This is a genomic window from Herbiconiux sp. SALV-R1 (genome assembly GCF_013113715.1).
Classification (GTDB): domain Bacteria; phylum Actinomycetota; class Actinomycetes; order Actinomycetales; family Microbacteriaceae; genus Herbiconiux.
The window spans coordinates 24787-44713 of the sequence record NZ_CP053344.1 but is presented as its reverse complement, the minus strand read 5'-3'; the positions used below and the strand labels follow the sequence as shown (position 1 = coordinate 44713).

General features: G+C 71.3%; 17 protein-coding genes. 4 read left to right on the top strand and 13 right to left on the bottom strand.

All coding sequences use genetic code 11. The features are described 5' to 3' along the window. Positions 1–56: 56 nt before the first annotated feature. Complete coding sequence (locus HL652_RS00220) at positions 57–1061, top strand: o-succinylbenzoate synthase (RefSeq protein ID WP_171703442.1); 1005 nt, start codon at positions 57–59, stop codon at positions 1059–1061. Positions 1062–1157: 96 nt separating this feature from the next. On the opposite strand, the gene fgd is transcribed toward HL652_RS00220, so the two are convergent. Genes fgd through HL652_RS00200 form a run of 4 tightly spaced genes read right to left on the bottom strand, consistent with a single transcriptional unit; the run spans position 1158 to position 5062 of the window. Continuing rightward, positions 1158–2162 (bottom strand): glucose-6-phosphate dehydrogenase (coenzyme-F420), encoded by a 1005-nt coding sequence (fgd, locus tag HL652_RS00215; RefSeq protein WP_171703441.1) that lies wholly within the window; start codon positions 2160–2162, stop codon positions 1158–1160. 12 nt (positions 2163–2174) lie between these two features. Continuing rightward, entirely contained in the window at positions 2175–2945 is a 771-nt protein-coding gene (locus tag HL652_RS00210; RefSeq protein WP_171703440.1) for an alpha/beta hydrolase, read from the bottom strand. Then, entirely contained in the window at positions 2942–4267 is a 1326-nt protein-coding gene (gene kynU, locus HL652_RS00205) for a kynureninase (RefSeq protein ID WP_171703439.1), read from the bottom strand. The genes HL652_RS00210 and kynU overlap by 4 nt, the downstream gene beginning before the upstream one ends. A gap of 3 nt (positions 4268–4270) precedes the next feature. Next, on the bottom strand, positions 4271–5062 hold the full coding sequence (locus tag HL652_RS00200) for a tryptophan 2,3-dioxygenase (RefSeq protein ID WP_171707092.1): 792 nt from the start codon (positions 5060–5062) through the stop codon (positions 4271–4273). 161 nt (positions 5063–5223) lie between these two features. Here HL652_RS00200 and HL652_RS00195 point away from each other — a divergent pair, with 161 nt between their 5' ends. Then, positions 5224–6435, top strand: a complete 1212-nt coding sequence (locus tag HL652_RS00195) for an MFS transporter (RefSeq protein ID WP_171703438.1) — start codon at positions 5224–5226, stop codon at positions 6433–6435. 164 nt (positions 6436–6599) lie between these two features. Here HL652_RS00195 and HL652_RS00190 read toward each other — a convergent pair whose 3' ends face one another. The 5 genes from HL652_RS00190 to HL652_RS00170 all read right to left on the bottom strand — a co-directional run bounded on the left by HL652_RS00190 (position 6600) and on the right by HL652_RS00170 (position 12797). Beyond that, positions 6600–8282, bottom strand: a complete 1683-nt coding sequence (locus HL652_RS00190) for an alpha-amylase family glycosyl hydrolase (RefSeq protein ID WP_171703437.1) — start codon at positions 8280–8282, stop codon at positions 6600–6602. Next, on the bottom strand, positions 8279–9196 hold the full coding sequence (locus HL652_RS00185) for a carbohydrate ABC transporter permease (RefSeq protein ID WP_171703436.1): 918 nt from the start codon (positions 9194–9196) through the stop codon (positions 8279–8281). The genes HL652_RS00190 and HL652_RS00185 overlap by 4 nt, the downstream gene beginning before the upstream one ends. Further along, on the bottom strand, positions 9193–10224 hold the full coding sequence (locus HL652_RS00180; RefSeq protein WP_171703435.1) for a carbohydrate ABC transporter permease: 1032 nt from the start codon (positions 10222–10224) through the stop codon (positions 9193–9195). Before HL652_RS00180 ends, HL652_RS00185 begins: the two co-directional genes overlap by 4 nt. 180 nt (positions 10225–10404) lie before the next feature. Then, a complete protein-coding gene (locus HL652_RS00175; RefSeq protein WP_171703434.1) occupies positions 10405–11718 on the bottom strand; it encodes an ABC transporter substrate-binding protein in 1314 nt (437 codons plus the stop codon). Between the two features lie 68 nt (positions 11719–11786). Further along, the gene (locus tag HL652_RS00170) at positions 11787–12797 is read right to left on the bottom strand and encodes a LacI family DNA-binding transcriptional regulator (RefSeq protein ID WP_171703433.1); all 1011 of its coding nucleotides are present in this window, start codon (positions 12795–12797) and stop codon (positions 11787–11789) included. Positions 12798–12954: 157 nt separating this feature from the next. Here HL652_RS00170 and HL652_RS00165 point away from each other — a divergent pair, with 157 nt between their 5' ends. Continuing rightward, positions 12955–13518 (top strand): Chromate resistance protein ChrB, encoded by a 564-nt coding sequence (locus tag HL652_RS00165; protein WP_253743538.1) that lies wholly within the window; start codon positions 12955–12957, stop codon positions 13516–13518. A 208-nt stretch (positions 13519–13726) separates the two neighbouring features. Here HL652_RS00165 and HL652_RS00160 read toward each other — a convergent pair whose 3' ends face one another. From HL652_RS00160 to HL652_RS00150, 3 genes are all read right to left on the bottom strand, one after another. Next, complete coding sequence (locus HL652_RS00160; RefSeq protein ID WP_253743536.1) at positions 13727–14581, bottom strand: PaaX family transcriptional regulator; 855 nt, start codon at positions 14579–14581, stop codon at positions 13727–13729. A gap of 113 nt (positions 14582–14694) precedes the next feature. After that, positions 14695–16119 (bottom strand): Re/Si-specific NAD(P)(+) transhydrogenase subunit beta, encoded by a 1425-nt coding sequence (gene pntB, locus HL652_RS00155; RefSeq protein ID WP_171703431.1) that lies wholly within the window; start codon positions 16117–16119, stop codon positions 14695–14697. After that, entirely contained in the window at positions 16116–17696 is a 1581-nt protein-coding gene (locus tag HL652_RS00150; protein ID WP_171703430.1) for a Re/Si-specific NAD(P)(+) transhydrogenase subunit alpha, read from the bottom strand. Before HL652_RS00150 ends, pntB begins: the two co-directional genes overlap by 4 nt. A gap of 229 nt (positions 17697–17925) precedes the next feature. On the opposite strand from HL652_RS00150, the gene HL652_RS00145 reads away from it, so the two are divergent. Continuing rightward, positions 17926–18768 carry an aldo/keto reductase gene (locus tag HL652_RS00145; RefSeq protein ID WP_171703429.1) on the top strand — a complete coding sequence of 281 codons (843 nt, stop codon included), beginning with the start codon at positions 17926–17928 and terminating at the stop codon, positions 18766–18768. An 81-nt stretch (positions 18769–18849) separates the two neighbouring features. On the opposite strand, the gene ccsB is transcribed toward HL652_RS00145, so the two are convergent. Beyond that, positions 18850–19920 carry a c-type cytochrome biogenesis protein CcsB gene (ccsB, locus tag HL652_RS00140; protein WP_253743534.1) on the bottom strand — a complete coding sequence of 357 codons (1071 nt, stop codon included), beginning with the start codon at positions 19918–19920 and terminating at the stop codon, positions 18850–18852. Positions 19921–19927: the final 7 nt, after the last annotated feature.

Sequence of the window (19927 nt, the reverse complement as noted above, 5' to 3'; positions counted from 1 at the left end):
CTCGCCGTCGCGGCAAGCTTGGGGATAACGTGCAGGCGCAGGAGGATTGTGGAGTGATGACCTCAGCGCCCCCGGCACTCGCCGAACTGCTCGAACGGATGCACGTGGTGGCGCTTCCGCTGCACACCCGGTTCCGCGGTCAGACGGTGCGGGAGATCGCGCTGTTCGAGGGGCCACAGGGGTGGACGGAGTTCTCACCCTTCCCCGAGTACGACGACGAGGAGTCGGCGGCCTGGCTGCGCGCCGCCGTCGAGTTCGGGTGGGCGGAGACAGCGGCACCCGACGCCACCCGGGAGCCCCGCACCGAGATCCCGGTGAACGCGACGGTGCCCGCGGTCGAGGCGGCCGACGTCGACCGGGTGCTCTCGCACTACGACGGCTGCCGCACCGCCAAGGTGAAGGTCGCCGAACGCGGCCAGACGCTCGACGACGACGTCGCGCGGGTGCGCCGGGTGCGCGAGGTGATGGGGCTGGAGGGGCGCATCCGGGTGGATGCGAACGGCGGGTGGAACGTCGACGAGGCCGAGCACGCGGTGCACCGGCTCGCGGAGTTCGACCTCGAGTATCTCGAGCAGCCGTGCGCGAGCGTTGACGAGCTCGCGCAGCTGCGGGAGCGGGTGGCGTACCTCAGCATCCCGGTGGCGGCCGACGAGAGCGTGCGCAAGGCGAGCGACCCGCTCGCGGTGGCCAGGGCCGGCGCCGCCGACCTGCTGGTCGTGAAGGCCCAGCCGCTCGGCGGCGTCACGAGGGCGCTCGCGCTCGTCGCCGAGGCAGGCCTGCCCGCGGTGGTGTCATCGGCGCTCGAGAGCTCGGTGGGCATCGCGATGGGGGCGCACCTCGCAGCAGCGCTCCCGTCGCTCGACCACGACTGCGGGCTCGCCACCGTCGAGCTCTTCACCGCCGACGTCGCGGCACCCGGCCAGAGCCTCGTGCCGCGCGCCGGCCGCATCCCCGTCACCCGCCCCGACGTCGACCCCGACGCCCTGGCGCGGCTCGCGGCGACCCCCGACCGACGGGGGTGGTGGGCCCACCGTGTCACCCGCATCCACCCCCTCCTCTGACCCACCCGCCGACGTTCTCCCCCACAGAGTCCGGGATGACTACGGTCATCACGGACTTTGTACGGGAGAAGTCGCGCGCGCGGCGCCGCCGGCGCCCTACCCCAGCGCCCGCAGCCGCGGCGCGAGGTCGCGCTCGAAGAGGGTCATGAAGCGCTCCTGGTCGTTGCCCGGGGCGTGGAAGACGAGGTGGTTGAAGCCCCACGACACGTACTCGGCGATCGACTCCACCACGGCGTCGGGGTCGGTGCCGACGATCCAGCGCTTGGCGATGGTCTCGATGGGCAGCGCATCCGCCGCCTTCTCCATCTCGATGGGGTCGGTGATGTCGTGCTTCTGCTCCTTCGACAGCGACAGCGGCGACCAGAAACGGGTGTTCTCGAGCGCGGCCTCTTCGGTCTCCTCGTACGAGAGCTTGATCTCGATCATGCGGTCGATGTCGTCGAACGAGCGCCCCACCTTCGACGCCCCCTCCTTCACGGCGGGCACGAGCTGCTCGGTGTAGAGCTCGGCGCCCTTGCCCGAGGTGCAGATGAAGCCGTCGCCGGCGCGGCCGGCGTAGCGCGCGACGACCGGCCCGCCCGCGGCGATGTAGATGGGCACGCCGGCCGGGTCGACGTCGTAGATGGAGGCGTCGACGGTGGAGTAGTACTCGCCCTCGTACGACACCCGGTCGCCCTTCCAGAGCTCGCGCATGAGGGCGACCGACTCGCGCAGGCGGGCGAAGCGCTCCTTGAACTCGGGCCAGTCCTTGGCGCCGGTGGCGATCTCGTTGAGCGCCTCACCGGTGCCGACGCCGAGCCACACCCGGCCCGGGTAGAGCACGCTCAGCGAGGCGAAGTACTGTGCCAGCACCGCGGGGTTGTAGCGGAAGGTGGGCGTCAGCACGCTGGTACCGATACGGATGCTCGACGTGCGTTCACCCACCGCCGCCATCCAGGCGAGGGCCGACGGGGCATGCCCTCCGGTGTGCCGCCAGGGCTGGAAGTGGTCGCTCACCGCCACCGACTCGAAGCCGTGCCCCTCGGCGGCGACGGCGATCTCCACCAGGTCACGCGGGCCGAACTGCTCCGCCGAGGCCTTGTATCCGAGGGTGATGGGCATGTCGTCCTTCTTTCAGCGCGCCTCCGTCAGCGCGGCGAGCACCTGAGCCCACGCCTCGCTCGACGGATCGATGAGTTCGTAGTGACCGACCCCCGGCAGCGGTTCGAACCGGATGCGGGGGTCGCGTTCAGCGTAACCCCGGCTGAACGACACGGGCACCTCGTCGTCGAGCTCGCCGTGCACGAGCACCGTCGCCACGCCGGCGTCGACGGGCACCGGGAGCCGCATCGGGTCGGCGGCGGCGAGGCGCTCGGCGAACCCCGCGGAGCCGGCCCCGCCGAGCAACTCACCCACCGCGTCGGAGCTCAGCGCCAGCCGATGCCCCTCGGCCAGGTCGAGCACCCCGGCGAGCGAGACCACACGGTCGACGGATGCGCGGAGCGACTCCTGCGCGGCGGCCCAGAGTGCGAGGTGGCCGCCCGCGGAGTGACCGACGAGCACGACCGTCGAGGCCGGCGAGGCCGAGGTCTCGCCGAACCGCTCCCGCACGAGCCCCGGCACGCGCGACACGATGGCGCGCACGTCGTCGAACGTCGCCGGCCAGCCGCCCCCGTCGCCCACGCGACGGAACTCGGGGAGCGCAACCGTCCACCCCGCCGCGGCGAGCGCCGAGGCCATGGGGTGGAGGTGCGTGCGGTCCCAGCGACTCCGCCAGAACCCCCCGTGCAGCAGCACGACCAGGCCGCGCGAGCCCGCGCCTCCGTGGTCCGCTGCAGCCCCGTACAGCTCGACGATCTGCTCGGGCAACGCGCCGTAGGCGGCGACGTGCTCGGGCACCGTCACGCGCCGCTCGCGCTGCGCACCGCCGACCCCGCCTCGGCGCCCGAACCCGCGCCCGCCGCCGCGCCTTCCGCCAGCAGCCCCCGAATCGCCTCCACCGTCACCTCCACCTCGGCGAAGCTCGTCGACAGCGGCGACAGACCCAGCCTGATACCGGTCGGCGCCCGGAAGTCGGGAATCACCCCGCGCGCCCACAGCTCCGCCATCATGCCGGCGAACGCGGGGTGGTCGATGGTGACGTGGCTGCCCCGCACCTCGTGTTCGCGCGGTGTCGACAGCACGACCCCGAACGGCGCGAGCCGCTCGTCGACCAGCGCGATCGCGAAGTCGGTGAGGGCGAGCGACTTGGTACGGATGGCCTCGATGCCCACCTCCTCGATCAGCCCCAGCATCTCCTGCATCGCGATCATGCCCACCACCGGCGGCGTGCCGCTCAGAAAACGCCGGATGCCCGCAGCCGGCACGTACTCGCCCGCCATGGCGAAGGGGTCGTTGTCGCCCATCCAGCCCCAGATGGGCTGCCGGGCGTCGGCCTGGGCGAGCAGCGCCGAGGAGACGTACAGGAACGCCGGCGAACCGGGGCCGCCGTTGAGGTACTTGTACGTGCATCCGGTGGCCAGGTCGACGCCCCAGGCGTCGAGCTCGATCGGAACGGAGGCCACCGAGTGGCAGAGGTCCCAGAGCACGAGCGCGCCGCGCTCGTGGGCGAGGGCGGTGATGCCCGGAACGTCGGCGAGGTAGCCGGAGCGGTAGGCGATCTGGCTCAGCACCACGACCGCGGTGTCGGCACCGATCGCGGCCTCGGCATCGGCGAGGGTCGCGCCCGACCCCTGCTCGGTCTCGATCCAGAGGATGCGCGCCCCGGTCTCGGCGGCCACACCCTCCACCACGAAGCGGTCGGTGGGGAAGTTGCCGCGGTCGATGACGATCTCGGAGCGGCCGGGCCGCGCGTGCAGGGCGGTGCGCAGGAGCTTGTAGAGCGACACCGTCGTGGAGTCGGCGACCACGGTCTGCCCGGGGGCGGCGCCGAGCACCGCCCGGCCGAGCCGGTCGCCGAGGCGGGTGGGGAGATCGAGCCACGACTCGTCCCAGCCGCGGATGAGCCGGCCGCCCCACTGCTCGGTGACGAAGGTGCTGAAGGTCTCGGGCAACGAGGCGAGGGGCCGGCCGAGCGAGTTGCCGTCGAGGTAGGCCGGCACGGCGGGGTCGTCGGCGCCGAGGAAGCGGGAGCGGTAGGCGCCGAGCGGGTCGCCGGCGTCGAGCGCGCCGGCGTCGAGGGCGGGCCCGGCAGCGGGTCCGGCGGCAGCGGAGGGGGTGGATGACATGGCTCAGCGTCCGATCTCGGTGCGCACCCCGAACAGTTCGGGGAAGAAGGTGAGGTCGAGCGCCCGGCGCAGGAAGTCGGCCCCGCTCGACCCACCGGTACCGGTCTTCATGCCGATGGTGCGCTGCACGGTGCGCAGGTGCCGGAAGCGCCAGAACTGGAAGTTCTCCTCCAGGTCGACGAGCTCTTCGCAGGCCTCATAGGCGGCCCAGTGCCGCTCCGAGTTCTCGTAGATCTCGAGGAACACCGGCAGCAGCTCGGGCGTCAGCGTGTTCGCCACCGTCACATCGCGCGTGAGCACCGCCTCGGGCACCGCGAAGCCGTGCCGCGCGAGGTAGCGCAGGAACTCGTCGTAGACGCTTGGCCGGTGCAGCAGCTCCTCGAGCACGGCCCGGGCTCCCGGCTCCGCGTCGAACACGGCGAGCATCTTCGCGTTCTTGTTGCCGAGCGCGAACTCCACGGCGCGGTACTGGTACGACTGGAAGCCCGAGGAGTTCGCCAGCGAATCGCGGAACTGCGCGTACTCGCTCGGGGTGAGGGTGGCGAGCACCGACCACTGCTCGGTCATCGTCTTCTGGATGTGCTTCACCCGCGCGATCTTCTTCAGCGCCGCCGGCAGGTCGTCGGCCGCGAGCAGCTCCATCGCCGCGCGCAGCTCGTGCAGCACGAGCTTCAGCCAGAGCTCGGTGGTCTGGTGCTGGATGATGAACAGCAGTTCGTCGTGATGCTCCGGATGCGACACCGGGTTCTGCGCACTCAGCAGCCTGTCGAGGCCGAGGTACGAGCCGTAGGTCATCTTCTCGCGGAGGTCGGTGACGATGCCCTCCTCGAGGGCACGGGTGTTGGTCGCCGCCGTGGTGTCGTCGCTCACCTGCACACTGTACCTCTGGAATGTGACGCGCGTCACGCCTCCGACACATGACAGCTCGCGTCCGCCGCGACTCGTAGGCTCGGAGGGTGGCCTCCCGCGATGACGACGACGGCTTCGGCCATCGCCGAGGCGACACCGCGTACCGCCGCATCCTGATCGGGCTGTTCTTCGCGGGTGTCGCCACCTTCGCGCAGCTCTACTCGCCGCAGGCCGTGCTGCCCGAGATCTCGGTCGACCTCGAGGTGGAGCCCGCGACCTCGGCGCTGCTGCTCTCGTTCGCCACGATCGGGCTGGCGCTCGGGGTGATCCCGTGGTCGGTCGTCGCCGACCGGGTGGGCCGGGTGCCGGCCATGACGGCGGCGGTGGTGGGCGCGACGACGGTGGGACTGCTCGTGCCGTTCGCTCCGACGTTGCCGCTGCTGCTCGCCGGGAGGTTCGTCGAGGGGCTGCTCGTGGCGGGGGTGCCCGCGGTGGTGATCGCGTACCTCAGCGAGGAGATCCACCCCGCCGACGCCACCCGCGCGGCGGGCACCTACGTGGCGGGCACCTCGCTCGGCGGGCTGCTCGGGCGGATCGTCGCCGGCCCGGCGGGCGAGCTCATCGGGTGGCGCGCCAGCATGGCGGCGGTCGCCGCCGTGTGCGCGCTGGCCACCGCCGCGTTCATCGTGGTGGTACCGAAGGCACAGGGGTTCCGCAAGCACCCGCTCGCCGTGCGCTCGGTGCTCGAGCGGCTGCGGGCCAGTGTGCGCTCGCCGCGGCTGCTCGCGCTCTACGCCCAGGGGTTCCTGCTCATGGGCGCGTTCGTGGCGCTGTACAACTACCTGGCGTTCCGGCTCGGCGGCCCGCCGTTCGACGTGCCGGCGTCGATCATCAGCCTGCTCTTCCTCGCCTACCTCGCCGGCACGGTGAGTTCGTCGCTGGCCGGCTGGCTCGTCGACCGGCTCGGCCGCCGCGGCGCCCTGCTCGCCACCGCCGCGGTCTTCGCGCTCGGCACGGTGCTCACTCTGACGGATGCGCTCCCGCTCATCATCGTCGGCCTCGTCGTCGCCACCGCCGGGTTCTTCGGCGCCCACTCAATCGCCTCGGGCTGGGTGGGCCGCGAGGCCGTCACCGGCCGCGCCCAGGCCGGTTCGCTCTACAACCACTTCTACTACCTCGGCTCGAGCGTCTTCGGCTGGCTCGGCGGCGCCCTCCTCGTCTCCTTCGGCTGGCCCGGCGTGGTCGGCATGGTCTGCGCCCTCGTCGCGTGCGCCGCCCTCGTCGCCCTGCTCGTGCTGCGCCCCCGCCCCACCCCCTGAGGGCGGGCGCCCCGCGCGCTGTGCCCGCCCACCCCCACCTTTGGTCGCGCAAAACGCTCGAAAAGCGCGAGATGGGAGCACTTTGCGCGACCAAAGTGAGCCCACGCGCACATTTCGCGCGAGGTGGCGAGCGTGCGAGGTGGCGAGCGGATGCGCGCCCCGCGTCAGCGGGAGACGCGCACCCAGGCCGCGGCGTCGGCAGGAAGCAGCCCCTCCACGAGCGGCTCCGAGCTCAGCACGAGCTCGCCGTCGGGCAGCGCGACCGCCTCGTCGCCCATCGCGAGCACCACCGCGAGACCACCGTGCTCGGCGACGACCCGACCCGACATCGCGCCCGCTCGTGCACCCGACGCCGCGCTGACACCCGGACCCGCGCCAGCACCCGGCGCCGCGGCCGCACCCGCACCCGCGCCACCGCCCACGCCCGCGCCCGCGCCCGCGCTCCACGCGACCGCAGCCCCGGCCCGCATCAGCCCCTCGCCCACGAGCGCCTCGCGCGCCCGCGCGGCGCGGCGGAACAGCGCGAGCGCCGAGCGCTCGTCGCCCTCCTGCACCTCCACCGCGAGCTGACCCCAGCCCTCGGGCGTCGGCAGCCACGACAGGCCCGCGCCCTCGGGCGAGAAGCCGAAGGTGCCGGCGGCCGACTCGGTCCACGGCAGCGGGATGCGCGCGCCGTCGCGACTCACCCCGCCGTGCTGCCACATCGGGTCGGCGCGCAGCGCCACGGGCACGTCGACCTCGGGAAGCCCGAGCTCCTGCCCCTGGTACACGTACACCGCACCGGGGAGTCCGAGCAGCGCCACCACCGCGGCACGCGCCCGCCGCCTTCCGCGCACTCCCCCACCGAAACGGGTGACCGTGCGCACGATGTCGTGGTTCTCCAGCGCCCAGCTCGGCGCCGACCCGGTCTCGTCACGCACCCGCTCGAGGTGTGAACCCACCTCGACCCACGCATCCGGGTTCCAGTCGAGCTTGGCGAAGGCGAAGGCGAAGGTCTGGTGCAGCTCGTCGGGCCGGGTGTACCGGGCCGAGCGCTCGGGCGCGAGGTTCACCTCGCCCACCAGCAGGCGCGCGGGCGTGTACTCCTCGGCCACGCGCCGCCAGTGCCGGTACACCTCGTGCACGGGCTCCTGGTCCATGGCGAGCGGGTTCGAGCGCAGCCCGTCGATCACCGTGGGCACGGTCGGCGAGTCGGGAAGCCCCTCCGCCTTGAACAGCCCGTGCGCGACGTCGACCCTGATGCCGTCGACCCCGCGGTCGAACCAGAAGCGGATGACGCGGTCGAAGTACTCCCCCACCGCCGGGTTCTCCCAGTTCCAGTCGGGCTGACCCGGCGAGAACAGGTGCAGGTACCACTCGGTGTCGGTCGGCGAGTCGGGCGCCGCGCGGTGCCAGGCCGGCCCGCCGAACACGCTCAACCAGTTGTTGGGCGGCAGCTCGGAGGCCTCGCCCCGCCCCTCGCGGAACAGGAACATCTCGCGCTCGCGCGACCCCGGCCCCGCGGCGAGCGCCGCCTCGAACAGCGTGTTCTCGAGCGAGGTGTGGTTCGGCACGATGTCGACGAGGATGCGGAGGCCTGCCGCGTGCGCCACCGCGAGCAGCTCGTCGAGGTCGCCGAGGGTGCCGAACAGCGGGTCGACGTCGCAGTAGTCGCTGATGTCGTAGCCCTGATCGACCTGCGGCGAGCGCTGGAACGGCGTGAGCCACAGGCCCTGCACCCCGAGCGAGGCGAGGTACGGGATGCGCTCGATGATGCCCCGCAGATCGCCGACCCCGTCACCGTCGGCGTCGGCGAACGACCGCGGGTAGACCTCGTAGACGACGGCGCTCTCCCACCAGCCGCTCACTTGGTGGCGCCCGCGGTGAGGCCGTCGACGATGCGACGCTGGAAGATGAGCACCACGATCATGAGCGGGATGGTCACCACGACTCCCGCCGCCATCTGCGCCCCGAACGGCGCCTGGAAGTCGCTCGCGCCGGTGAACTTCGAGATCGCGACGGTCGCCGTCTGGATGGCGGGGTCGTTGGCCATGGAGAGGGCGATGATGAACTCGTTCCAGCTGTGGATGAACGTGAGGATGGCCGTGGTGAACACACCGGGCGCCGCGAGCGGCAACAGGATGCGCGTGAAAGCCTGCCACTTCGTGCAGCCGTCGATCATCGCCGCCTGCTCGAGGTCGTGCGGGAGCTGCTTCATGAAGGTGGTGAGGTTCCACACCGCGAGCGGGATGGCGAACGACAGGCTCGGCACGATCATCGCCTGGTAGGTGTTGATCCAGCCGATGTCGGTGAAGAGGCGGAGGAGGGGGACCACCACGGCGATGCCCGGGAACATCGAGGTCGCGATGATGACCGCGAGGATCGCCGTCTTGAACCGGAACTTCAGCCGCGCGATCGCGTAGGCGGCGAAGATGCCGAGCACGAGCGCGAGGATCGTGGTCGTGCCGGCGACGATGAGGCTGTTGAGCAGCGACCTGCCGAAGTCGTTCGAGCCGCTGAACACCTGGGCGTAGCTCTCCAGCGACCAGGTCGTGGGCAGGAGCGACGTCGAGAAGATGTCGTTCGTGGTGCGGAAGCTCGACACGAGCATCCAGTAGAACGGTGCCAGGCAGTACACGGCGACGATCGCGATGCCCACCCAGCGCGTGATGGCGCCCCCGATGCCACGCCGGCGCTTGCGGCCGCCCCGCGCATCCGTGCCGGCGCGACCCGCGCGGGCGCCGCTCGTGGCGATGACGTCTCGTTCGGTCAGCGCGGTCATCGTGCACTCTCCTTCTCGGCGCGAGCCGCCTTCTTCTGGGCGCGGGCCGCCTTCTTCTCGGCACGCGCATCCGCATCGCCGATGACGTCGGCGCCGAGCACCCGGATGAACACGAACGCGATGACGGCGACGTAGACCAGCAGGATGATCGCGAACGCGCTCGCCGCGCCGTACTGCAGCTGGTTCGACTCGTCCCAGGCGAGGATCGACAGGGTCTCGACCGAGGTCTTGCGCGGGCCGATCAAGACGAACGGCAGGTCGAACATGCGCAGCGCGTCGAGCAGGCGGAACAGCACCGCCACGAGGAGCGCGGGTCGCACGAGCGGCAGCGTGATGGAGACGAACTGCTTCCACGCGTTCGCGCCGTCGAGCTTCGCGGCCTCGTACACCTCCTCGGGAATGAGCTGCATGCCGGCCAGCACGAGCAGACCGATGAACGGCGCGGTCTTCCAGATCTCGGCGATGAAGACGGCGGCCTGGGCGGCGAAGCCCTCGGCGGTCCAGAGGATCTGCGTGTTCAGCAGGTCGTTCGCGATGCCGTTCGACTGGAAGATCCAGCGCCAGAGCAGGCCCGACACGGCGGTGGGGATGGCCCACGGGATGAGGATGGCGGCGCGCAGGAAGGCGCGGCCGCGGAAGGCGCGGTTCATCGCCACGGCGAAGGCGACACCGATGACGGTCTCGAGGCCGACGGTCACGAAGGTGAAGAAGGTGGTGTTCCAGAGCGCGTTGTAGAAGCGGCCCGACTCGGCACCGGCGAAGATGTCGAGGTAGTTGCCGAGACCCACGAAGCTCTCGCCCTCCACCACGAAGCCGTCGGCGTCGAGACCCGACTCGGCCGCGAACAGCGACTGGTACAGCGCCGAGAGGAGGGGGTAGAGGATGACGAGCAGCAGCACGACGAAGGTCGGCGACAGCAGCAGCGAGGCGAGGCCGCCCTCACGGGGCGCCCGGTCTTCCTTGCGCTTCTTCCGCGGCAGGTCGGCGGGCGGCGGCGGTGCCGCCTGACTGGCGATGGTGGTGGTCATCTCGGGGCTTTCTGGCTGGTGGGCGCGGGCCGTGAGGCGGTGGGGGCGGGCCGTGAGGCGGTGGGGGCGGGCCGTGAGGCGGTGGGGGCGGATGCGCGGGGCACCCGGGTGGGCCGGTGGAGCGGATGCGGTGGCCGGTCTGTCTGTCGACGCGACCACCGCATCCGCTCGGCCGTCGTGCTAGCCCTTGGTGACGTCGGTCAGCTTGGTCTGCAGGTCGGCGAGTGCCGCATCCGGGGTCTTCTCGCCGGTGAGGGCGGCGTAGATCTCATCTTGGATGGCGGCGGTGGTGGCACCGTAGGCGACGACCTTCGGGCGCGGCTGGGCGTTCTCGAGCGAGGTCAGCAGCGTCGGCAGGTAGGGGTAGTTCGCCGTCACGGCCTCGTCTTCGAAGAACTCGGGGAAGACGGGGGCGCGCGAGCTCAGGGCGAGGCGGGCCTCCTCCTGCTCACGGTTCGTGAAGAAGGCGATGAAGTCGAGGGCGGTCGCCTTGTTCTCGGCGAAGCTCGAGATGGCGATGTTGCGGCCACCGAGGGTGGACACGCCGGGGCCGTCTTCACCGGGGATGGCGCTCACGCCGAACTTGCCGGCGACGCTCGACGAACCGTCGGTCGCGGAGAGCGACTTGTAGATGTAGGGCCAATTGCGGAGGAAGACGAGCTTGCCCTCCTGGAACGCCTGACGGCCCTGCTCCTCCTGGAAAGTGATGGCGTCGCGCGGGATCATTCCCGACTCGAAGCCGTCGACCAGGAACTCGAGTGCGGTCTTCGCCTCGGGGGTGTCGACCGTGGGGTTGCCGTCGGCGTCGAAGAGCTCACCGCCGGCCGAGGCGACGGCCTCGCTGAAGTTCACCGTGAGGCCCTCGTTCTTGTCGAACTGGCCCGCGTAGCACGACATGCCGGCGGCCTCGGGAAGGGCGAGCACCGAGGCGCAGTCCTCCTGCATCTCGGCCCAGGTGGTGGGCGCCTCGGTGATGCCGGCCGCGGTGAGCAGGTCGGTGCGCGAGTACAGCAGCGCGCCGTCGGTGTAGTACGGGGCGCCATAGAGGGTGTCGCGGTAGCTCGCGGCCTCGACGGTGGCGGGAACGAGCTCGTCGACCGGGAGGGTGTCTTCGGGGAGGGCGGTGATCCAGCGGTTGGCGGCGAACTCGCTGGTCCACACCACGTCGAGGTTGAGCACCGAGTACGCATCGCCCTCGACCTGGGCGTTCTGCACCATCTGCTGGCGCTGCTGGTCGGCGTCGAGCGGCAACTCGACCCAGGTGACCTGCTCGTCGGGGTGCTCGGCGTTCCAGGCGTCGATCGTGGCCTGCGCGGCGCCCGAGGCGTCGGGGCTCGAGACGTACTGGATGGGCCCGCGGCCCTCGAGCTCAGCGTCGGCGGCGGGAGTGCTGGCTCCCGATCCCGAGCCCGAGCAGGCGGTGAGGGTGATCGCTGCGGCTGCGGTCAGCGCTAGGCCGACGGCGATCCGTCGATCACGGCGTCGTTGCATCATGATTGCTCCTTCTTGTGGGGTGAGGTTCGGTCGAGAGGGCGCGCGAGGGCCCCTCAGGGGTGTTCGGTTCAGGCGTGCGGTGCCAGGGGCGCGGTCGAGCCGCGTTCGATGAGGCGGTGGGGAAGGATGCGCGGGGTCAGCCCTCCGGACGGCTCGCCCGTGCCGCTCGCTGTCGCGGCCAGCAGCTTCTCGACGGCGAGCTCGCCCATGCGCTCGAGCGGCTGCGCGATCGTGCTCAGGGCGGGGTGCACGTGCATCGAGGTGCGCGTGTTGTCGAATCCGAGCACCGAGATGTCGTCGGGCACGCGCCGGCCCTGCCGCTGCAGCTCGTTCACGACGGCGGCGCCCATCTCGTCGCTGAGGGCGAAGACGGCGGTGAGCTGCGCATCCTGAGCCAGCAGCCGGGCGAGCGCGGGAGGGGCGGAGTCGTAGAGCGAGTTGCCGTGCTCCATCACCGGCGAGAGGCGGGCCTCGCTCATCGCGCGCAGGTAGCCGCGCTTGCGCACGGTGTTCACGAGCACCGACTCGGGGTCGCCCGCGAGCAGGCCGATGCGGCGGTGGCCGAGGGCGATGAGGTGGCGGGTGCCGTCGTAGGCGGCGACCTCGTCGTCGATGGCGATGCTCGCGAAGCGGCGGCCGTCGCGGATGGCGACCGACATGAGCGGGATGCTCGACCCCAGCGTGCGCCGCATCTCGGGCGTGACGGCTGCCGAGATGAGGATGACCCCGGCGGCCCGGTAGGTGCGGAGCGTGCGCAGGTAGCTCGCGGCGAAGGCGGAGCCCGGACCCGTGCGACCGAGCATCACCGAGTGGCCGCGGAGGCGGGCTGCAGCCTCGACACCGCTCATGATCTCGGAGGCGAGCGCGTCGGAGACGACGGGCGCGAGCACCCCGATGACGGCGGTCTGCTTCGTCTTGAGCCCGCGGGCCAGGGTGTCGGGCTCGTAGTTGAGGGTGGCGATGGCCTCCTCGACCCGGCGCTGCGTGTCGGCGGAGTACCCGATGAGCCCGTTGACCACGCGCGACACGGTGGCGGGTGAGACCCCGGCGACCCGGGCGACGTCTCTGATGGTCGTCATCTGCCCTCCTTCGGGTGCGGGTCTGGGTGTCTCGGCGTTCTCAGCGCGCCATGCGCAATCGTTTACGTGCGATCGCTCCGACGAGACTAGGCACCCCGTTTCCCCCCACGCAAACGTTTACGAAACAGGTGAATGTGACATGTGTTACATTTTCAGTGTGACTGATGTGACTTTGTTTTCATGGCTCCTGCTCATTCCCCGGGTTCCGGCGCAGCCGACGAAGCATCGGGTGGCGGTGTGGAGGGAGCTGCGGCGCATGGGCGCGGTGCCCGCGGCATCCGGCGCCTGGGCGGTGCCCGAGCTCCCGGCCTTCACCGAGCATCTCGATGCCGTGCGGGCGCTCGCCGAGCGCGCCGACGGCGGGGGGCTCACCGTGCTGCAGGTGTCGGGGCGGTCTGACGCCGACACCGCGACCCTGCGCGACGCCTTCGCGGCGGCACGGGTCGACGAGTGGGCCGAGTTCGTCGCCGACTGCGGCAAGTTCGACGACGAGATCGACCGCGAGATCGCCAAGCAGAAGTTCACCTTCGGCGAGCTCGAGGAGGAGGAGCAGAGCCTCGAGCGCCTGCGCCGCTGGCACCGCGACCTGCTGCGCCGCGACGCCCTCGCCCTGCCCGAGGCCACCGCCGCCACCGAGCGCCTCGCGGCCTGCACCGACAAGCTCGCCGGCTATGCCGAGCGCGTCTTCGAGGCCAACGTCCCGAGCGACCCCGCGCCCTGAACTCTCCTACCCACACCCTCTGAGGTGCTCCCCCTCCATCAGCGAAAAGGTCGCGCAAACGGCTCGTTGAAGGCTGGTTGCGAGCACTGTGCGCGACCAACTCACGCGCCGCTCGCACCCACCACACACCACGCACTCACTCTTACCCCGCGTCGAGCGTGATGGTCGCGCAAAGCGCTCGAAAGCGGCGTGATTCGAGCAGATCGCGCTACCTGGGCGAGCGGATGCGCGGGGTGCGGTCGGCGGCGAAGCGCGCGGCGGGGGCGGCGAAGCGGGTGCGGAGGTCGGCGAGGAGCGTGGCGCTCGCCGCACCGGGCCAGTCTGCCGGGAGCAGCGAGGCGGGGAGACCGGGGTCGAGGTAGGGGATGATGCGCCAGGTGTCGATGGCGCGCACGTAGGCGGCGAACGCTGCCGCGTCGCTCACCGTGGACGCCGCGGGTGCGGCAGCGGCAGCGCCGTGCTCAGTGAGGAACGCGGTGTGGAGGCGGCGGAGGGCGTCGAGGTCCCACCAGCGGGAGACGGCCGCGCCGAGGTCGCCCTCGACGCGGGGGCGGTCGGTGAGGAAGACCGTCGCGTGCTGCCGCACGCCGAGGCTCACGAGGATCTCCTCCACCTCATCGACCAGGAAGCCCGGGCAGATCCAGAGCGCGGGCGACACGGTGCCGCAGCCGATCCAGTGCAGGCGCCGGCGCAGCTGGTGGCGCAGGTCACGCTGCGCCTCGGGGAGGGAGAACGACACCAGGCACCACGGGTCGCCGTCGCCCATCGCCCGCGGGTGATGGATGCGACGGTCGCCGCGTTCGAGCATGGCCACCGCATCCGGAACCAGGGCGTAGCCCGCCAGCTGCCCCCGGGACTCGGGAGTGAGCAGGCCCTTCTTCTTCACCCGCGCCACCGCCGTGCGCGCCCGGGGGGCCGGCACGCCGACGGTCTCCAGCAGCTCGAGCAGGTGCGAGACGGCGACCCACCCGCCGAGCTCGCGGAGGTGGAGGCCGACGATGGTGCGGAGGAGGGAGGTGGCGCTCCCGGGGCGGGAGTCCATGTCGTCGAGGATCTCGCCCACGACACCTCCCGCCCTGCCAGAGCGCGCTCCGCGCCGCCTGCGACTCTAACCGATGGGCCCGCGCCCGCCCGAGAGCACCGGGCGAGCGCCGGGCCCGCCGGCCCCCGCCCCGCTCACAGCTCCCGCAGGATGTCCTCCACCCGCTCCTTCGCGTCGCCGAACAGCATCTGCGCGTTCTCGCGGAAGAACAGCGGGTTCTGCACCCCCGCGTACCCCGACGCCATCGAGCGCTTGAACACGATGACGTTCTCGGCCTCCCACACCCGCAGCACCGGCATGCCCGCGATCGGGCTGCCCGGGTCTTCGGCGGCGGCCGGGTTCACCGTGTCGTTGGCCCCGATCACGAGCACCACCGAGGTGTTGGCGAGGTCGTCGTTCACCTCGTCCATCTCGAGCACGATGTCGTAGGGCACCTTGGCCTCGGCCAGCAGCACGTTCATGTGCCCGGGCAGTCGCCCGGCGACGGGGTGGATGCCGAACCGCACGTCGACACCCCGCTCCCGCAGCCGCGAGGCGAGCTCCGCCACGGGGTACTGCGCCTGCGCCACCGCCATGCCGTACCCGGGCGTGATGACCACCGACGACGCCTCGGCCAGCAGCTCGGCGGCGCCGGCGGCCGTCACCTCGCGGTGCTCCCCCACCTCCTCGTCGCCGCGGGTCGGCGCCGCGATGCCGAAGCCACCCGCGATCACGGAGAGGAACGACCGGTTCATCGCCTTGCACATGATGTACGACAGGTACGCGCCAGACGACCCCACGAGCGCACCCACGACGATGAGCAGGTCGTTGTCGAGCAGGAAGCCGGCGGCAGCCGCCGCCCAGCCCGAGTAGCTGTTGAGCATCGACACCACGACCGGCATGTCGCCGCCGCCGATCGACGCCACGAGGTGCCAGCCGAGCGCGAGCGCGAGCGCGGTCACCGCGATGAGCAGCCCGAGCGACGGCGAGACGACGTACCAGACCGTGAGCGCCACGAACACGACGAGCGCACCCACGTTGAGCACGTTCTTGCCCGGGAGCACCAGCGGCTTCGACGAGATGCGGGCCGACAGCTTCAGGAACGCCACGATCGACCCGGTGAACGTCACGGCACCGATGAACACGCCGATGAACACCTCGGCGTGGTGGATGTCGCGCAGTGCCCCGGTGAGCCCGGTGTCGTGCAGCGCACCGTTCCAGCCCACGAGCACCGCGGCGAGGCCCACGAACGAGTGCAGCAGGGCGATGAGCTCGGGCATGCCCGTCATCTCGACCCGCCGCGCCCGCCACAGGCCGATCGCTGCGCCGACCACCATGGCGACGACGAGGGCGACCAAGCCGGTGACCGCCTGCGGCGTGCCCCAGGCCTGCGACACGGTGAGCCACACGGTCGCGAGCAGCGCGATCGTCATGCCGACGATGCCGAACACCACCCCTCCGCGCGAGCTCTCATGGCGGCTGAGCCCCGCGAGGCTCAGCACGAACAGCAGGGCGGCGACGATGTAGGCGGCACCGGCGACGGATGCGGCGATGCCGGTCGCGAGGGTGACCTCGGTCATCGGGCGCCTCCCTTCGAGAACATGGCGAGCATCCGTCTGGTGACGGCGAAGCCGCCGAAGATGTTGATGCTCGCGAGCAGCACGGCGACCGCGGCGAGGATCTGCACGACCACGTCGGTGGAGGTGATCTGCTGCAGCGCCCCCACGACGATGATTCCCGAGATCGCGTTCGTCACGCTCATCAGGGGTGTGTGCAGCGCGTGCGCCACCTTGCCGATGACGTAGAAGCCGATCACCACCGAGAGCGTGAGCACGAGGAAGTGGCGGGGCAGGGGTTCGGGCGCGACGGCGCACACCACGAACAGCACGGCGACCCCGAGCCCGACGAGCAGCCCGCGGCGGCCCGCGCTCAGGGGCTGCTTGACGGGGGCGACGGATGCGGCGGCGGCACCCGCAGCGCCCCCCGCGCCCGGCGCACCCGCACCCGGCGCACCCGCGGCCGGCACCGCCGACACCTGCACGGGCGGGGGCGGCCAGGTCACCTCCCCGTCCCGCACCACGGTGACCGTGCGCTGGATGACGTCGTCGAAGTCGAGAACCGGCTCGCCGTCTTTGCCGGGCGTGATGAGCGCGAGCAGGTTGTAGAGGTTCGTGCCGTACAGCTGTGACGCCTGCTGGGGCAGCCGCCCGGCGAGGTCGGTGTAGCCGAGGATGGTGACGCCGTTCGCGGTCACCACCTTCTCCCCCGCCACCGAACCCTCGACGTTGCCGCCCTGCGCGGCCGCCATGTCGACGATGACGCTGCCCGACTTCATCGACGCCACGTCGGCCGCCGTGATGAGCCGCGGCGCCGGCCGGCCCGGGATGAGCGCCGTCGTCACGATGATGTCGACCTCGGCGGCCTGCTCCGAGTAGATCTCGGCGGCCCGGCGGTCGTAGGCCTCGCTGGTCGCCTTCGCGTAGCCGTCGGTGGAGACCATCTGCTCGGCCACCTCGACCGCCAGGTACTGGCCGCCGATCGACTTCACCTGGTCGGCGACCTCGGGCCGAGGATCGGTGGCGCGCACCACGGCACCGAGGCTCGACGCCGCACCGATCGCGGCGAGTCCGGCCACGCCGGCACCCGCCACCAGCACCGTGGCCGGAGGCACCTTGCCCGCGGCCGTCACCTGCCCGGTGAAGAAGCGCCCGAACTCGTGCGCCGCCTCGACGACGGCGCGGTAGCCGGCGATGTTCGCCATCGAGCTCAGCACGTCCATCGACTGGGCGCGCGAGATGCGCGGCACCGCGTCCATAGCGAGCGCGGTGATACCGCGCACGGCGAGCGCCTGCACCAGGTCGGGCCGGAGCGCCGGGCTCAGCTGCGCGACGAGCAGCGCGCCGTCGGCGAGCCGCCCGATCTCCGAGAGCTCGGGGGCGGCGACCTTCAGCACGACCTCGGCCTGCCAGGCCGCTGCAGTGGAGACCAGCCGGGCGCCCGCAGCCTCGTAGGCCGCGTCGGGGAACGACGACCGCTCCCCCGCTCCACGCTCGACCACGACCTCGTAGCCGAGAGCCACGAGCTTCGCGACGGTCGGCGGGCTCGACGCCACCCGCGTCTCCCCCTCACGCTCGCGCACGATGGCGAGTTGCACCATGCGATTCCTCCTCGAATCGTTCCGCGCGTCATCGCGCACGACGGCCGGCGGATCGTCGCCCTCGCACAAGTCAGCAAGCGTAGCGAGCGGATGCGCGCCGCCAGCAAGATTGGTTCATTTCGACACAGCGGATTTGTGTTCGAATTCACCGGGCCGAAAGATCGTCGATTCTTCACACCTCGACATCGCCGGTCGCCCGATGCGGGCCGCGGCGGCCTAGCGTGGAAGCATGACGACACTCGCCCCCACCCGTACGCTCAACGACGGACACGACATCCCCGCCCTCGGCTTCGGCACCTACCCGTTGCGCGGAGAGGAGGGCGTGGCGGCGATCGTCTCCGCCATCGACACCGGCTACCGCTCGCTCGACACCGCGTTCAACTACGACAACGAGGGAGCGGTGGGCGAGGCCATCCGTCGGAGCGGCATCGCGCGCGACGAGCTCTTCGTCACCTCCAAGCTCCCGGGCCGCTACCACGGGCGGACCGAGGCCGCCGAAGCGGTCAGGGAGTCGATCTGGCGGCTCGGGCTCGAGCAGCTCGACCTGTACCTCATCCACTGGCCGAACCCGAGCGTCGACAAGTACGTCGAGGCCTGGGAGGCGCTCGTGCAGGCGCGCGAGGAAGGGCTCGTGCGGTCGATCGGCGTCAGCAACTTCACCCGGTCGCAGCTCGAGCGCATCGTCGCGGCCACCGGGGTCACACCCGCGGTCAACCAGATCGAGCTGCACCCCTACTTCCCCCAGGTGGAACAGCGCGCGGTGAACGCCGAGCTCGGCATCGTCACCGAGGCGTGGAGCCCGCTTGGCAAGCGCAACGCCGCCTACGGGCAGGAGTCGGTGCTCGCCGCGGCCGAGGCGCACGGCGTGACTCCGGCGCAGGTCATCCTGCGCTGGCACGTGCAGCTCGGCAGCGTGCCGATTCCGAAGAGCGGCACCCCTGCGCGCCAGGCGGAGAACCTCGACGTGTTCGGCTTCGAGCTGAGCGACGCCGAGGTGGCGGCCATCACGGCGCTCGGCCAGGCCGACGGTCGCCTGTTCGGCGGCGACCCCGACACCCACGAAGAGCCCTGAATCCGGCACGCTGCTGACCGGGCGGAACGAAGAAAGGCCGCGACGCGCATCCGTCGCGGCCCTTCGCATCCGTGAGCCGGCTCAGAGCCCCGAGTAGGCGTGCAGACCCTTGAAGAACACGTTCACCACACCGAAGTTGAACAGCACCGCGGCGAAGCCGACGATGGCGAGCCAGGCCGAGCGCGAGCCGCGCCAGCCGCGCGTGGCGCGGGCGTGGATGTACCCGGCGTAGATGACCCAGATGATGAAGGTCCACACCTCCTTGGTGTCCCAGCCCCAGTAGCGGCCCCAGGCGCGCTCGGCCCAGATGGCACCGGCGATGAGGGTGAAGGTCCAGAACACGAAGCCGACGATGTTGAGTCGGTAGGCGGTGCGCTCGAGCGACTCCGAGTCGGGAAGCGTCTTGAGGAACCGCATGCGGAGCGCCGTCGCGATGCGACCGACCGAGTCGCCTCGGGTCTGCAGCAGTTGCAGCACCGAGAGCGCGCCGCCGAGCGCGAAGAACGCCGTGCCCAGAATGGCGACGAGCACGTGGATGACCAGCCACGCCGACTGCAGCGACGGCGGCAGCGGCACGATGCTCACGTAGTAGTTCACCGTCGAGATGCCGAGCAGCACGAGCACCAGGCCGATGACGAAGGTGCCGAGGAAGCGCAGGTCTTCGCGGAGCAGCACGACGAGGAAGACGGCGACGATGAGCAGCGTTCCCGTGATGGAGAACTCGTACATGTTCGCCCACGGCACCCGCGACGCGGCGATGCCGCGCAGCACCACACCGCCGATCTGGATGACGAAGCCGAGGATGGTGAACGACACCCCGAGGCGCAGGGCGATGGAGCGCTTGCCCGCCGCGTCGACGCCGTCGAGCGACACCAGCGAGCGCTCGTCACCGGCACCCGAGCCCGCGCCGCTCGTGTCGCCCGTGGCCCCGCGCGCGCCCGTCGAGGTTGCGGCGCCCACCGCGGCGACCGCCGGTACCCGTTCCTCGACGCCGTCGCCCCCCGCGACCTCCGCACCGGGAGCACCCACCGCCTGCTTCACGGTCGCCGAGCGGCGCGCCAGGTCGAGGGCGAACGCGATGAACGCGAGCGCGTACACGGCCATGGCCGAGTAGATGAGGATGATCGAGAGCTGATCGAGGGTTTGCGTCACGGATAGA